Annotated in this window: 14 protein-coding genes and 1 pseudogene; 12 read left to right on the forward strand and 3 right to left on the reverse strand. The window is 69.9% G+C overall.

Annotation, left to right across the window (positions count from 1 at the left end; translation table 11 throughout):
• Window positions 1-98: 98 nt before the first annotated feature.
• Window positions 99-413 carry an ArsR/SmtB family transcription factor gene (locus tag DMB80_RS06135; RefSeq protein ID WP_236693861.1) on the forward strand — a complete coding sequence of 105 codons (315 nt, stop codon included), beginning with the start codon at window positions 99-101 and terminating at the stop codon, window positions 411-413.
• Entirely contained in the window at window positions 410-880 is a 471-nt protein-coding gene (locus DMB80_RS06140; RefSeq protein WP_111509015.1) for an SRPBCC family protein, read from the forward strand. Before DMB80_RS06135 ends, DMB80_RS06140 begins: the two co-directional genes overlap by 4 nt.
• Here DMB80_RS06140 and DMB80_RS06145 read toward each other — a convergent pair.
• Together DMB80_RS06145 and DMB80_RS06150 are read right to left on the reverse strand one after the other, a co-directional pair.
• A complete protein-coding gene (locus DMB80_RS06145) occupies window positions 877-1,383 on the reverse strand; it encodes an FBP domain-containing protein (protein WP_240431033.1) in 507 nt (168 codons plus the stop codon). The two genes, DMB80_RS06140 and DMB80_RS06145, sit on opposite strands and share 4 nt — an antisense overlap.
• Window positions 1,384-1,630: 247 nt before the next feature.
• A complete protein-coding gene (locus tag DMB80_RS06150) occupies window positions 1,631-1,948 on the reverse strand; it encodes a GlsB/YeaQ/YmgE family stress response membrane protein (protein ID WP_111509016.1) in 318 nt (105 codons plus the stop codon).
• A 110-nt stretch (window positions 1,949-2,058) separates the two neighbouring features.
• Here DMB80_RS06150 and DMB80_RS06155 point away from each other — a divergent pair, with 110 nt between their 5' ends.
• The 9 genes and pseudogenes from DMB80_RS06155 to aroB all read left to right on the forward strand — a co-directional run bounded on the left by DMB80_RS06155 (window position 2,059) and on the right by aroB (window position 11,307).
• Window positions 2,059-2,448: a secondary thiamine-phosphate synthase enzyme YjbQ gene (locus tag DMB80_RS06155; protein ID WP_111509066.1), complete on the forward strand. Its 390-nt coding sequence runs from the start codon at window positions 2,059-2,061 to the stop codon at window positions 2,446-2,448.
• Window positions 2,449-2,545: 97 nt separating this feature from the next.
• Window positions 2,546-5,242: an alanine--tRNA ligase gene (gene alaS / locus DMB80_RS06160; RefSeq protein ID WP_111509017.1), complete on the forward strand. Its 2,697-nt coding sequence runs from the start codon at window positions 2,546-2,548 to the stop codon at window positions 5,240-5,242.
• A gap of 5 nt (window positions 5,243-5,247) precedes the next feature.
• Window positions 5,248-5,799: a Holliday junction resolvase RuvX gene (ruvX, locus tag DMB80_RS06165; RefSeq protein ID WP_046366159.1), complete on the forward strand. Its 552-nt coding sequence runs from the start codon at window positions 5,248-5,250 to the stop codon at window positions 5,797-5,799.
• The gene (locus tag DMB80_RS06170) at window positions 5,792-7,039 is read left to right on the forward strand and encodes an endolytic transglycosylase MltG (protein ID WP_046366158.1); all 1,248 of its coding nucleotides are present in this window, start codon (window positions 5,792-5,794) and stop codon (window positions 7,037-7,039) included. The genes ruvX and DMB80_RS06170 overlap by 8 nt, the downstream gene beginning before the upstream one ends.
• Window positions 7,040-7,043: 4 nt before the next feature.
• Entirely contained in the window at window positions 7,044-7,853 is an 810-nt protein-coding gene (locus DMB80_RS06175) for a shikimate dehydrogenase (protein WP_111509018.1), read from the forward strand.
• A 9-nt stretch (window positions 7,854-7,862) separates the two neighbouring features.
• On the forward strand, window positions 7,863-8,306 hold the full coding sequence (locus tag DMB80_RS06180; RefSeq protein ID WP_111509019.1) for a prepilin peptidase: 444 nt from the start codon (window positions 7,863-7,865) through the stop codon (window positions 8,304-8,306).
• A 45-nt stretch (window positions 8,307-8,351) separates the two neighbouring features.
• Window positions 8,352-9,566 (forward strand): chorismate synthase, encoded by a 1,215-nt coding sequence (gene aroC, locus DMB80_RS06185; protein WP_111509020.1) that lies wholly within the window; start codon window positions 8,352-8,354, stop codon window positions 9,564-9,566.
• A pseudogene (locus DMB80_RS06190) lies at window positions 9,566-10,087 on the forward strand (shikimate kinase); the annotation flags it as partial. The gene aroC and the pseudogene DMB80_RS06190, both read left to right, overlap by 1 nt.
• A gap of 134 nt (window positions 10,088-10,221) precedes the next feature.
• Window positions 10,222-11,307, forward strand: a complete 1,086-nt coding sequence (aroB, locus tag DMB80_RS06195) for a 3-dehydroquinate synthase (RefSeq protein WP_111509022.1) — start codon at window positions 10,222-10,224, stop codon at window positions 11,305-11,307.
• On the opposite strand, the gene DMB80_RS06200 is transcribed toward aroB, so the two are convergent.
• Window positions 11,304-11,915 (reverse strand): B-4DMT family transporter, encoded by a 612-nt coding sequence (locus tag DMB80_RS06200; RefSeq protein ID WP_111509023.1) that lies wholly within the window; start codon window positions 11,913-11,915, stop codon window positions 11,304-11,306. The two genes, aroB and DMB80_RS06200, sit on opposite strands and share 4 nt — an antisense overlap.
• A 33-nt stretch (window positions 11,916-11,948) precedes the next feature.
• On the opposite strand from DMB80_RS06200, the gene DMB80_RS06205 reads away from it, so the two are divergent.
• Window positions 11,949-13,034, forward strand: coding sequence for a M24 family metallopeptidase (locus DMB80_RS06205; RefSeq protein ID WP_111509024.1), 1,086 nt, complete (start codon window positions 11,949-11,951; stop codon window positions 13,032-13,034).
• Window positions 13,035-13,043 lie beyond the last annotated feature (9 nt).

Genomic DNA, 13,043 nt, shown 5'->3' on the forward strand with positions numbered 1-13,043 from the left:
GACCCCTTGACCTGGATATCGGCACCGCTTATCGTCGTGTGATCAACCAATTGGTTGATCAAAGGGGAGGTTGATCACTGGCCGACGACAAGGACCGCTTGGACCGCGCCTTTCTGGCGCTCTCCGATCCGGTGCGGCGCGCATTGGTCGCACGGCTGTCCCGTGGCGCGGCCACGGTAAACGAGCTGGCGGAACCGTTCGCCATCACCAAACAGGCTGTCTCCAAGCACATTCGGGTGCTGGAGGAGGCCGGGCTGGTGACACGCACCCGTGACGCCCAGCGGCGTCCCGTGCACCTGGATGCGGGTGCGCTGGAGGCCATGACGGCGTGGATCGACCGCTACCGGCTCGACGCCGAACGCAATTACCGGCAGCTGGACCAGCTGCTCACGGAGAAAGGACACCCACGATGAAGACACTGCAGTTGACCGCACCCGTGGACACCCTCGCCATGGAGTTCACCCGAGACTTCGACGCCTCGGTCGCCGCACTGTTCGCCGCGCACGCGGACCCGGACCTGGTCAGGCAGTGGCTCGGGCCGCGCGACCTGGAGATGGAGATCGCCGAATGGGATTTCCGCGATCACGGCGGCTACCGCTACACCCACCGCAACGAGCGCGGCGCCTTCTCGTTCAACGGCACCTTCCACACCGTGCGCACGGGCGAATTCATTTTGCAGACCTTCGAATTCGACGGCGCGCCCGACATGGTGAACCTCGAGTACCTGTGGTTCGACGACCTCGGCGACGGCCGCTCGCGACTGCGCGGACGCTCGATCTGTCCGACGACCGAGGCGCGGGATGCGCTGCTGTCCTCGGGTATGGAGGGCGGCATGACCGAGGGGTACGACAAGCTCGACGAGCTGCTGCCGACTCTCTAACCGTCAGTGGCGAGCACCCTGTCGACGAACCCGTGCACCTTGCGGCGCAGGTCCTCGACCCGCTCGGCGCGGATGCGTTCGAGGTCGGTGCCCCTGTGGAAGGCGGGCGGGAGCCGTCGCACGTTCCTCGAGCATCCGAAATCCGCACAGATCAAGGTGCCGAGGGTTCCGCCTCTGCGGCCCGGGGCCCCGGCGCGGCGCACGCTGTAGAACACCACGTCCTCGGGGAGGGTGACGTCGTTGCACCAGGTGCACATCGTCCGTCCCCGGGGCGTGGTCGGTGCGCGGTTCAGCAGCAGCGCGACGGGCCCGTCGGGACGTTCGAGCACGAGGTAGGAGCGGCGCGGGATCTTAGGATCGGTCCAGCCGTAGTACTCCAGGGCGTCGAACTCGACGGTGTCGAAATCGGCGGCGAAAGTGATCTTCTTGACTTCGCTGCGGGTCGCGCCACGGAAGGCGCCCAGGATCTGGTCAGGGGTGTAGGCGTGCATGAACGAAACCATCCGGTGAGGGGTGCGCACGTGGCGCACGGGTGAGTGAGGACACGACGATGTCGCCGACCCGCAGGTCGGCGACGGGGCGCGGTCATCTGATGTCGGCGGGAGCGCCGACGACCTCCTCGACTCGGATGTTCACCGGAGAGACGTTAGTGGGTGACCCCTTTGGGAGCCAACGAATTATCTGTCAGACGGGGGTGATCCCGACTGGTCGGGGGCCCAGCCGGGATCACCACGAACGGAGTCTCGCGTCTCAGCGCAGGATTCCGGATCGGCGGCCCCCACCCATCAGGCCGGTGCGGCCGCGCCGCCGGCCCATGAGCGAAGCCACCAGCGCCACGCCCAGCGCGGCGACCACGACCTGAACGAGAAGCTCCATCCAGTCGATCCCGTTGGTGGCGGTCGGAATACCGATCGCACGTGCGATGGCAGTACCCACGAACGCGGACACGATGCCCACCAGAATGGTGAGCAACATGCCGATGGGCTGCCTACCCGGCAGAACGAGCCTGCCGAGTGCGCCGACCACGATGCCGATGAGAATTGCGGTGAAGATGCCGGTGACGGTCATGATTCCTCCAGGAAGTTCGGCTGAGCGCTGAGATACCCGAGCCCGGACGGCAATAAACGCTCGCGTCAATCCCGCGCCGGGTCCGTAGGCTCGATCGGGTGGACACGCACGTGCTCGAGGTCGACACCCGCCGTCGACAGACCGTCGACCTGACCGACGAGGTTCGCGACTTCTGCGCCTCCCGCGGCGATGGACTGTGCAATGTCTTCGTGCCGCACGCCACCGCAGGGGTGGCGATCCTCGAGACCGGCGCCGGCTCCGACGACGACCTGGTGGACACGCTGGAGCGGTTACTGCCCCGCGACGACCGGTACCGGCACGCGCACGGCTCGCCCGGCCACGGCGCCGATCACGTGCTGCCCGGCCTGGTCGCGCCGTCCATCACGGTGCCGGTGAGCGGTGGAGAACCTCTGCTCGGCACGTGGCAGAGCGTCGTGCTGGTCGATCTGAACAGGGACAACGCCCGGCGTAGCGTCCGGCTCAGCTTCGTGTCGGGGTGAACGTCTGCCGCGGTAGTGGCCCGGTACTGTGGTGCGGTCGAGTATTCGCAGGTGGCGGCCGATCGGCCCCGCTGACCAGACCCGAAGGGCAGCAGGAGTGCAGACACACGAGATCAGGAAGCGGTTCCTTGATCACTTCGTGAACGCCGGACACACCGAGGTGCCCAGCGCGTCGGTGATCCTCGATGACCCGAACCTGCTGTTCGTCAACGCCGGCATGGTGCAGTTCGTCCCTTACTTCCTCGGCGCCAGGACCCCGCCGTGGGACCGCGCCGTGAGCATCCAGAAGTGCATCCGCACCCCGGACATCGACGAGGTGGGCATCACCACCCGGCACAACACGTTCTTCCAGATGGCCGGCAACTTCAGCTTCGGCGACTACTTCAAGAAGGGCGCCATCGAGTTCGCCTGGTCGCTGCTGACCAACCCGGTCGAGCAGGGCGGCTACGGCTTCGATCCGGAAAAGCTCTGGGCCACCGTCTATCTCGACGATGACGAGGCTATCGGCTACTGGCAGGAGGTGGCCGGCCTGCCGCTCGAGCGCATCCAGCGGCGCGGCATGGCCGACAACTACTGGTCGATGGGAATCCCCGGGCCGTGCGGACCGTCGTCGGAGATCTACTACGACCGGGGCCCGGAGTACGGCATCGAGGGCGGCCCGGAGGCCAACGAAGACCGCTACATCGAGATCTGGAATCTCGTGTTCATGCAGAACGAGCGCGGCGAGGGCACCTCGAAGGAGAACTTCGAGATCCTCGGCCCGCTGCCACGCAAGAACATCGACACCGGCATGGGCATCGAACGCGTGGCGTGCCTGCTGCAGGGTGTGGACAACGTCTACGAAACCGACCTGCTGCGCCCGGCCATCGACCTGATGGCCGCTCGCGCCCCGCGCGGATACGGCCAGGGCAACCACGCTGACGATGTCCGCTACCGCATCATCGCCGACCACAGCCGCACCGCGGCGATCATCATCGGCGACGGGATCAGCCCCGGCAACGAGGGGCGTGGCTATGTGCTGCGCCGGCTGCTGCGCCGGATCATCCGGGCCGCCAAGCTGCTCGGCATCGAGGATGCGTTCATGGCCGACCTGATGGCCACGGTCCGCGACGCCACGGGACCGTCGTACCCGGAGTTGGTCAACGACTTCGACCGGATCTCCCGCATCGCCGTCGCCGAGGAGGCGGCGTTCAATCGCACGCTGGCCTCAGGGTCGCGGCTCTTCGAGGACGCGGCGCGGGCGACCAAGGCGACGGGCTCCTCGCGGCTGTCGGGATCGGATGCCTTCACGCTGCACGACACCTACGGGTTCCCGCTGGAGCTGACGCTGGAGATGGCCGCCGAGGCCGACCTGGGCGTCGACGAAGAGGGGTTCCGCGCGCTGATGGCCGAGCAGCGGCAGCGCGCCAAGGCTGATGCGGCCGCACGCAAGCAGGCCCACACCGATCTGAGCGCGTATCGCGAGCTCGTCGACGCCGGCCCGACCGAGTTCACCGGTTTCGACGAATTGACCACCGAGGCACGGATTCTCGGCATCTTCGTGGACGGCAAGCGGGTGCCGGTGGTATCGCACGCCGGCCGCGAGGGCGCGCACGAGCGGGTCGAACTGATCCTCGATCGCAGCCCGTTCTACGCCGAATCGGGCGGACAGATCGCCGACGAGGGCCACATCAGCGGAACCGGCTCGTCGGAGGCGGCCAAGGCGGCGGTCACCGACGTGCAGAAGATCGCGAAAACGCTGTGGGCGCATCGGGTCAACGTCGAATCGGGCGAGTTCGTCGAGGGCGACACCGTGACCGCCGCGGTCGACCCGCAGTGGCGTCGCGGCGCGACCCAGGGCCACTCCGGAACCCACATGGTGCATGCCGCGCTGCGACAGGTGTTGGGACCCAACGCCGTTCAGGCCGGCTCGCTGAACCGACCCGGCTATCTGCGGTTCGACTTCAACTTCCAGGGCGCGCTGAGTGACGAGCAGCGCGCGCAGGTCGAGGAGGTCACCAACGAAGCGGTGCAAGCCGACTTCGAGGTGCACACCTTCCACGAGAAGCTGGAGAAGGCCAAGGCGATGGGCGCCATGGCGATGTTCGGCGAGTCGTACCCGGATGAAGTCCGCGTGGTCGAGATCGGTGGGCCGTTCTCGCTGGAGCTCTGCGGCGGCACGCACGTCGGACGCTCCGCGCAGATCGGCCCGGTGACGATCCTCGGCGAATCGTCGGTCGGCTCCGGTGTGCGCCGCGTCGAGGCGTACGTCGGTCTCGATTCGTTCCGCCACCTCGCCAAGGAACGGGCGCTGATGGCGGGGCTGGCCTCGTCGCTGAAGGTGCCTTCGGACGAGGTGCCCGCCCGCGTCGCGACTTTGGTGGAGCGCCTGCGGGCCGCCGAGAAGGAACTCGACCGGATGCGGCTGGCGACGGCGCGCGCCGCGGCGGCCAACGCCGCCGCGGGCGCCGAGCAGATCGGTGGAGTGCGGCTCGTGGCGCAGCGCATGGCCGGCGGGATCTCGGCGGGTGACCTGCGTTCCCTCGTCGGCGACATCCGCGGCAAGCTGGGTAGCGACCCGGCTGTGGTCGCGCTGATCGCCGAGGCTGACGACGACGCCGTGCCCTTCGTGGTGTCGGTGAATCCGGCCGCCCAGGACCGCGGACTGCGCGCCAATGACCTGATCAAGGTTCTGGGCGGTGCGGTCAACGGCCGCGGTGGCGGGAAAGCCGATCTGGCGCAGGGATCCGGTCGGGGCGCCGCGGGCATCGACGCCGCGCTCGAGGCGCTGCGCGCGGAGATCGGCCGGAGCTGAGCAGCGTGCCCGACGCCCCCCAGGACGCCCCCGGTGGCACCGACGACGCCGACCGGGGACCGGACCGTCCCGGTGACCCCGCCACGACGCCGGATCCGGGACGGGGCCGTCGGCTCGGGGTGGACGTCGGATCCGTGCGGATCGGCGTGGCGGTCAGCGATCCCGACGCCATGCTGGCCACCCCGGTGGAGACGGTGCCCCGGGACCGCCGAGGCAACCGGCACATCAAGCGGTTGGCAGGGCTGGTCGACGAATACCAGGCCGTCGAGGTCGTGGTCGGTCTGCCGCGCACACTCGCCGACCGGGCGGGTTCGTCGGCGCGCGACGCGGTCGAGGTCGCGGACGCGCTGGCCGGCCGGATCGCCCCGGTGCCGATCCGCTACGTCGACGAACGTTTCACCACCCTGACCGCGCAGCGTGCGCTACGCGAAGCGGGCGTGCGCGCCCGCGGTCAACGGGCGGTGATCGACCAAGCTGCAGCGGTGGGGATTCTGCAGAACTGGCTGGATCAGCGGCGGGCGGCGCTGTCCCCACAGGGAGAGGCCAGGGATGGCTGACGACTGGCACGGTGACCGAGCAGAGCCGCTGGCGGTGGGGCCTCCGCGGCAGCGGATGACCCGCAGGCAGCGCGCGCGGGAGAACCGGCTTCGCCGCCGGCGGAGAGTGGCCGCGGTGACCGCGGTGTCCGTCGTCGTGGTCGTCGCAGTCGTCGCGGTGCTCCTCGGCTCGCGGATGTGGAACTCCCTCTTCGGCGGCGGCGACAACGACTACACCGGTAGCGGCGTCAACGACGTCGTCATCCAGATCCACGACGGCGACTCGACGACCGCGATCGGCAAGACGCTGCTCGACAACAAGGTGGTCGCCACCGTCAAGTCCTTCGTCGACGCCGCCGACGGCAACGACTCGATCGCCGCGATCCAGCCGGGCTTCTACAAGGTGCGCACCGAGATCCCGGCGTCGAGTGCGGTGTCGCGGCTGGCGGATCCGGCCAACCGGGTCGGCAAGCTGGTGATCCCGGAGGGGCGTCAGCTCGACGACGTGTCCGACGTCAAGACCAAGGCCGTCACGGACGGCATCTTCACGCTGATCTCCAAGGCCAGCTGCGTCGACCTCGACGACAACCAGCGGTGCGTGTCGGCCGCGGATCTGAAAGCCATCGCCGGCACCGCCACCCCGGCGGCGCTCGGGGTGCCGCAGTGGGCGGTCGAGCCGGTGACCGCGATGGGCGCCGATCATCGACGACTGGAAGGTCTGATCGCGCCGGGAACCTGGAACATCGACCCCTCGGCCACCCCGCAGGAGATCCTGTCCACGCTGATCACCAGCAGCGCCGGACAGTACGAGCAGAGCGGGCTGCTCACGACCGCGACGAACCTCAACATGTCGCCGTACCAGATCCTGACCGTCGCCTCACTGGTGCAGCGGGAAGCCAAGCCGCAGGACTTCGCCAAGGTGGCGCGCGTCATCTACAACCGGCTCGCCGAGAACCGCACCCTGGAATTCGACTCGACGGTCAACTACGCGCTGGACCGCATCGAGGTCGCCACCACTGACGGGGACCGCGCGCAGGCCACCCCGTGGAACACCTACGTGCGGCCCGGTCTGCCCGCCACCCCGATCTGTTCCCCCGGTGGCCCCGCGCTGGCTGCGGCCGAACAGCCGGCGCCGGGGGACTGGCTGTACTTCGTCACGATCGACATGCAGGGCACCACGTTGTTCACCCGCGAGTACGAGCAGCATCTGGCCAACATCGAGTTGGCGCGCCGCAACGGTGTGCTCGACTCGGCCCGCTGACGCGGTGAGCGCCGCTCGCCGGGCGGCCGTGCTGGGTTCGCCGATCGCCCACTCGCGCTCCCCGCAGCTGCACCTGGCGGCCTACCGGGCGCTGGGCCTCGACGGCTGGACCTACGACCGCATCGAGTGCACCGGTGAGCAGCTGCCGGCGCTGGTGTCGGCGTTCGGGCCGGAATGGGTCGGTGTGTCGGTGACGATGCCCGGCAAGTTCGCGGCGCTCGAGTTCGCCGACGAGGCGACCGAGCGGGCCCGGCTCCTGGGTTCGGCCAACACCCTGGTGCGCTCCCCGGCCGGCTGGCATGCGGACAACACCGACGTCGACGGCGTGGCCGGTGCGCTGGCCGAGGCGCCGCCCGCCGAGCGGGCCATCGTGATCGGCTCCGGGGGTACCGCACCGGCTGCCGTGGCCGGCTTGGCGGCGCGCGGCACACGCACCGTCACCGTCGTCGCACGCAGCGCCGAGAAGGCCGCCGGCGCGCTCGAGGTGGCGCGGCGCAGTGGGGTCGACGCCGAGTTCTGCGATCTGCAGGGAGCCGGTGTGGCCGATGTCGTCGCTGCCGCGCAGGTGGTGGTGAACACGATCCCCGCCGACGCCGTCGCTCCGTTCGCGGAAGTCTTCGCCGGCACGCCCGTGCTGCTGGACGCGATCTACGAACCGTGGCCGACGCCGTTGGCCGCGGCTGTTGCCGCGCGGGGCGGCCACGTCATCAGCGGCCTGCAGATGCTGCTCAATCAGGCGTTCACCCAGGTGGAGCTGTTCACTGGACTACCAGCGCCCAAAGAGGCGATGAGAGCGGTGCTGCCCGGCGCTTAGCCTCGACGGGTGGGGGAGTTCGCGTTCGCCGCGGTGGCCGGCTGGTTGATCGCGTTGAGCGTCCACGATCTGCGATATCGCCGCCTGCCGAATCTGCTCACGCTGCCCGGCGCGGTGGTGATCCTGGTGGTGGCCGCGCTGACCGGGCACGGCCAGCAAGCGCTGCTCGGCGCGCTGGCGCTGACCGGGATCTACGCCGTCGTGCACCTGGGCGCGGCCGGCGCTCTCGGTGCCGGCGACGTCAAGCTCGCAGTGGGGGTGGGTGGCTTGACCGGGGCCTTCGGCATGCAGGCGTGGGCACTGTGTGCCATCGGTGCGTCGCTGCTCACGGGACTGTGGGGTGGGATGCGCGTGCTGCGCGGAGTGCCTACGCCGGTGCCGCACGGACCGGCGATGTGCCTGACCGCGGCCGCGGCAGTGGTGATGGCGCTGACTGACCCCACGCTGCGGTAGTCGCCGTTTTCCGGACCCCGGCCGCCTCATGCGAAACTGGGACACGTGTTGCGATGGACCACAGCAGGGGAATCCCACGGTCGAGCGTTGGTCGCGATGGTCGAGGGCATGGTCGCCGGCGTCGAGGTGACCACCTCCGACATCGCCGATCAGCTCGCGCGTCGCCGGCTCGGCTACGGCCGGGGTGCCCGGATGAAGTTCGAGCAAGACCAGGTGACGGTGCTCGCCGGTCTGCGCCACGGTGTGACGCTGGGTGGGCCGCTGGCGATCGAGATCGGCAACACCGAATGGCCGAAGTGGGAAACCGTGATGGCCGCCGATCCGGTCGATGCGGCCGTGCTGGCCGACAGTGCCGCCCGCAACGCCCCGCTGACCCGGCCCCGCCCCGGTCACGCCGACTACGCCGGCATGCTCAAGTACGGCTTCGACGACGCCCGCCCCGTGCTCGAGCGGGCCAGCGCGCGTGAGACCGCGGCCCGCGTCGCGGCGGGTACCGTCGCCCGGGCCTTCCTGCGGCAGGCGCTCGGAGTGGAGGTCGTCTCGCACGTCATCTCCATCGGCGCCTCGACGCCGTACGACGGGCCCCCGCCGCAGCCCGGCGACCTCGCGGCGATCGACGACAGCCCGGTCCGTGCCTTCGACGCGGCTGCCGAGGCGTCGATGATCGCCGAGATCGAAGCCGCCAAGAAGGACGGGGACACCCTCGGCGGTGTCGTCGAGGTGGTGGCCCACAACCTTCCCGTCGGCCTGGGCTCGTTCACCAGCGGCGAGAACCGGCTCGACAGCCAGCTGGCCGCCGCCGTGATGGGCATCCAGGCCATCAAGGGCGTGGAGGTCGGCGACGGGTTCGAGACCGCACGCCGGCGCGGCAGCGTCGCGCACGACGAGATGTATCCCGGCCCCGACGGCGTCATGCGCTCGACCAATCGTGCCGGCGGCCTGGAGGGCGGCATGACCAACGGACTGCCGGTCCGGGTGCGTGCGGCGATGAAGCCGATCTCGACGGTGCCGCGCGCGCTGGCGACCATCGACATGGCGACGGGGCAGGAAGCCGTCGCGATCCACCAGCGCTCCGACGTGTGCGCTGTACCCGCCGCGGGCGTCGTCGTCGAGACGATGGTGGCGCTGGTGCTCGCCCGGGCGGCCCTGGAGAAGTTCGGCGGAGACTCGCTGACCGAGACACGGGCCAATATCGAGACCTACCTGCGTGCCGTCGCGGCGCGCGAACCCGCCACTGACGGGGTCAGGGCGTCGGGCTGATGGCGCCCAAGGCCGTGCTCGTGGGGCTGCCCGGCTCGGGCAAGTCCACGATCGGCCGACGGTTGGCCAAGGCGCTCGGGGTGGAGATGCTCGACACCGACGCCGCGATCGAGAAGAGCACCGGCCGTACGATCGCCGACATCTTCGCCACCGACGGCGAAGCGGAATTCCGGCGTATCGAAGAAGCCGTCATCCGCGAGGCGCTGGCGTCCCACGACGGTGTGCTGTCCCTCGGCGGTGGCGCGATCACGACGGCCGGCGTGCGGGATGCGCTGGCCGGGCAGACCGTCATCTACCTGGAGATCAGCGCGGCAGAAGGTGTGCGCCGCACCGGTGGCTCCACCGTGCGGCCGCTGTTGGCCGGCCCCGACCGGGCCGAGAAGTTCAAAGCGCTGATGTCACAACGTGTTCCGCTGTATCGGCAGGTGGCGACCGTGCGCGTCAACACCAACCGCCGCAACCCCGCGGCGGTGGTGCGCCACATCGTCGCGCGGCTGGACAACCCGGCCGCAGCGCGGGCCGACCGGCGGCGGCGCCGCCCGTCGTGGCGCCGTGCCCCACTGTCATTGACCGCGGCGCCGTCGACGGAGGCGCCACCCAGTCCCGCCGCGGTGGCGGCCAGGAAAGGATCCCCGTGTCGACGCAAGGACGTGCCGTGACCGAACCGGTGACCGTCGAGGTCCGTACCGACCCGCCGTATCCCGTCATCATCGGCACCGGTCTGCTCGGTGATCTCGGCCGCGTCCTGGACGGCCGACACAAGGTCGCGATCCTGCATCAGCCGACCCTCGCCCAGACCGCCGAAGCGATCCGAGCTCACCTGTCCGACAAGGGAATCGATGCGCACCGCATCGAGATCCCGGATGCCGAGGGTGGCAAGGAGCTGCCGGTGGTCGGCTTCATCTGGGAAGTGTTGGGCCGCATCGGGATCGGCCGCAAGGATGCGATAGTCAGCCTGGGCGGCGGCGCCGCCACCGACGTGGCGGGCTTCGCCGCGGCGACCTGGCTGCGCGGAATCGACATCGTGCACGTGCCGACCACGCTGCTCGGCATGGTTGACGCCGCCGTGGGTGGCAAGACCGGCATCAACACCGACGCCGGCAAGAATCTCGTCGGCGCGTTCCACCAGCCGGCGGCCGTGCTGATCGACCTCGCGACGCTGGACAGCTTGCCGCGCAACGAGATCATCGCCGGCATGGCCGAGATCGTGAAGGCCGGCTTCATCGCCGATCCGGTGATCCTCGACATGATCGAGGCCGACCCGCAGCGGGCCCTGGACCCGAGCGACGATGTGCTGCCCGAGCTGATCCGGCGCGCGGTCGCCGTGAAGGCGGAGGTGGTGGCCGCCGACGAGAAGGAATCCGCGCTTCGGGAGATCCTCAACTACGGCCACACCCTGGCGCACGCGATCGAGCGGCGGGAGCGCTACCAGTGGCGCCACGGCGCCGCGGTGTCCGTCGGGCTCGTGTTCGCCGCCGAGTTGGGCCGGCTCGCGGGACGTCTGGACGACACGACCGCCGAGCGCCACCGCTCGGTCCTGACCTCGCTGGGGCTGCCGGTCAGCTACGACGCCGACGCGCTGCCCGCGCTGATGGAATCGATGCTGGGCGACAAGAAGACCCGGGCCGGTGTGCTGCGGTTCGTGGTCCTCGACGGGCTGGCCAAACCGGGTCGCCTGGAGGGGCCCGACCCGTCGCTGCTGGCGGCGGCCTACGCCGAGGTGGCGCGCGAGAGCAGCTAGTTCTCGCGCCGCGTCTTCTCGGTGTCGTCGTCGTGCTCGGCGACGGCGACGGGGGAGGTGTGCCTCTCGGTCTCGGCGTCCTCGTGGTGGCGGTCGTAGTCCTGCACGTCCCTGTCGTCGCGCACGGCGGCGAACACGTCGGTGTCGGCCCGGTCGTCGTCACCGTCGCGGCGACGCGGCGTGTTCGGCGTCTTACGGTCGACCAGCCAGCGGCCCAGGCCGACGCCGATGATCGCAAACAGGAACACCAGCAGCGCGGTGAACGCCGCGAACGTGGTCAGCTCGTTGAGCAGGCCTTCGACGTAGAGGTTCTTGTAGAACACCCCGATGAACCAGGCGACCGCACCGCTGACCACCCCGGCGAACAGCCCGGCCAGCAGCCACGTCATCGCCAGATCGGAACGTCGGTCCGGATCGGGGTTGGCGCGGGCGTCGGCGCGCCCGTCGATGTAGCCCCACACGAAGACGGCGATCGCATACAGAACGACCAGGACGACGCTGATCAGACCGGCCTTGGTTTCCCAGGTGTTGATCAGCGCTCCCTGCAGCAATCGGACGATCACCATCAGGGCAGCGAACACCAGTCCGCGCAGCAGCCACTTGCTCATGGGGCCTCACCTTAGCGAGTAGCGTCAGCGGCCGTGACGATTTCCGCCCGCCGCGACCGGCTGCGCCAGCGTCTGGCTGACGCCGGACTCGACGCTGTGCTGGTGACAGACCTGGTCAACGTTCGCTATCTGTCTGGTTTCACCGGCTCCAACGCGGCTCTGCTGGTCCTCGCAGAGCGCGACACGCCGGTGCTGGCCACCGACGGGCGCTACCGCACGCAGGCGGCCGCCCAGGCGCCTGACGCGGAGGTCGTCATCGAGCGGGCGTGCGGACCGCACCTGGCGGCGCGGGCTGCCGCGGACGGGGTACGCAGGCTGGGCTTCGAGAGTCACGTGGTCACCGTCGACGCATTCACGGGGCTGACCGAGGCCGCAGGGGAGCAGGTCGAGTTCACGCGTGCCGCCGGCATGGTCGAGGCGCTGCGGGAGGTCAAAGACTCGGCTGAGCTGGAGCTGCTGCGCCGGGCGTGCGACGCCGCGGATGCGGCGCTGGAGGATCTGGTGCAGCGTGGCGGCCTGCGCGCGGGGCGCACCGAGAAGCAGGTGCGCAACGAGCTGGAGGCGCTGATGCTCGAGCACGGCGCCGATGGCGCGTCGTTCGAGACGATCGTCGCGACCGGGGCGAACTCGGCCATCCCGCATCACCGGCCGACCGAGGCGGTGCTCGCCGCCGGCGACTTCGTCAAGATCGACTTCGGCGCGCTCGTCGGCGGCTACCACTCGGACATGACGCGCACGTTCGTTCTGGCGCCCGCGGCGCAGTGGCAGCACGACATCTACGGCCTGGTCGCCGATGCGCAGCGGGCGGGCCGGGAGGCGCTGGCGCCCGGGGTGGTGCTGCGCGACGTCGACGCCGCATCGCGGCAGGTCATCGCCGATGCCGGCTACGCCGAGAACTTCGGCCACGGCCTCGGGCACGGGGTCGGCCTGCAGATCCACGAAGCGCCGGGAATCAACACCGCCGCCGCCGGTACACTGCTTGCTGGCTCCGCAGTGACCGTCGAGCCCGGTGTCTACCTGCCCGACCGCGGCGGCGTCCGCATCGAGGACACGCTGGCGGTCACCCCGGAGGGGCCCGAACTACTGACCAGGTTCGGCAAGGACCTGATGATCCTCTAGACGCTAGGA

This window comes from Mycobacterium kyogaense, assembly GCF_003254575.1.
Taxonomy (GTDB): Bacteria; Actinomycetota; Actinomycetes; order Mycobacteriales; family Mycobacteriaceae; genus Mycobacterium; species Mycobacterium kyogaense.

Coding starts and splice junctions, on each gene's coding strand:
- DMB80_RS06140 (WP_111509015.1), top strand. CDS start 410: ATGAAGACACTGCAGTTGACCGCACCCGTGGACACCCTCGCCATGGAG.
- DMB80_RS06145 (WP_240431033.1), bottom strand. CDS start 1,383: ATGGTTTCGTTCATGCACGCCTACACCCCTGACCAGATCCTGGGCGCC.
- DMB80_RS06150 (WP_111509016.1), bottom strand. CDS start 1,948: ATGACCGTCACCGGCATCTTCACCGCAATTCTCATCGGCATCGTGGTC.
- DMB80_RS06170 (WP_046366158.1), top strand. CDS start 5,792: ATGGCTGACGACTGGCACGGTGACCGAGCAGAGCCGCTGGCGGTGGGG.
- DMB80_RS06200 (WP_111509023.1), bottom strand. CDS start 11,915: ATGAGCAAGTGGCTGCTGCGCGGACTGGTGTTCGCTGCCCTGATGGTG.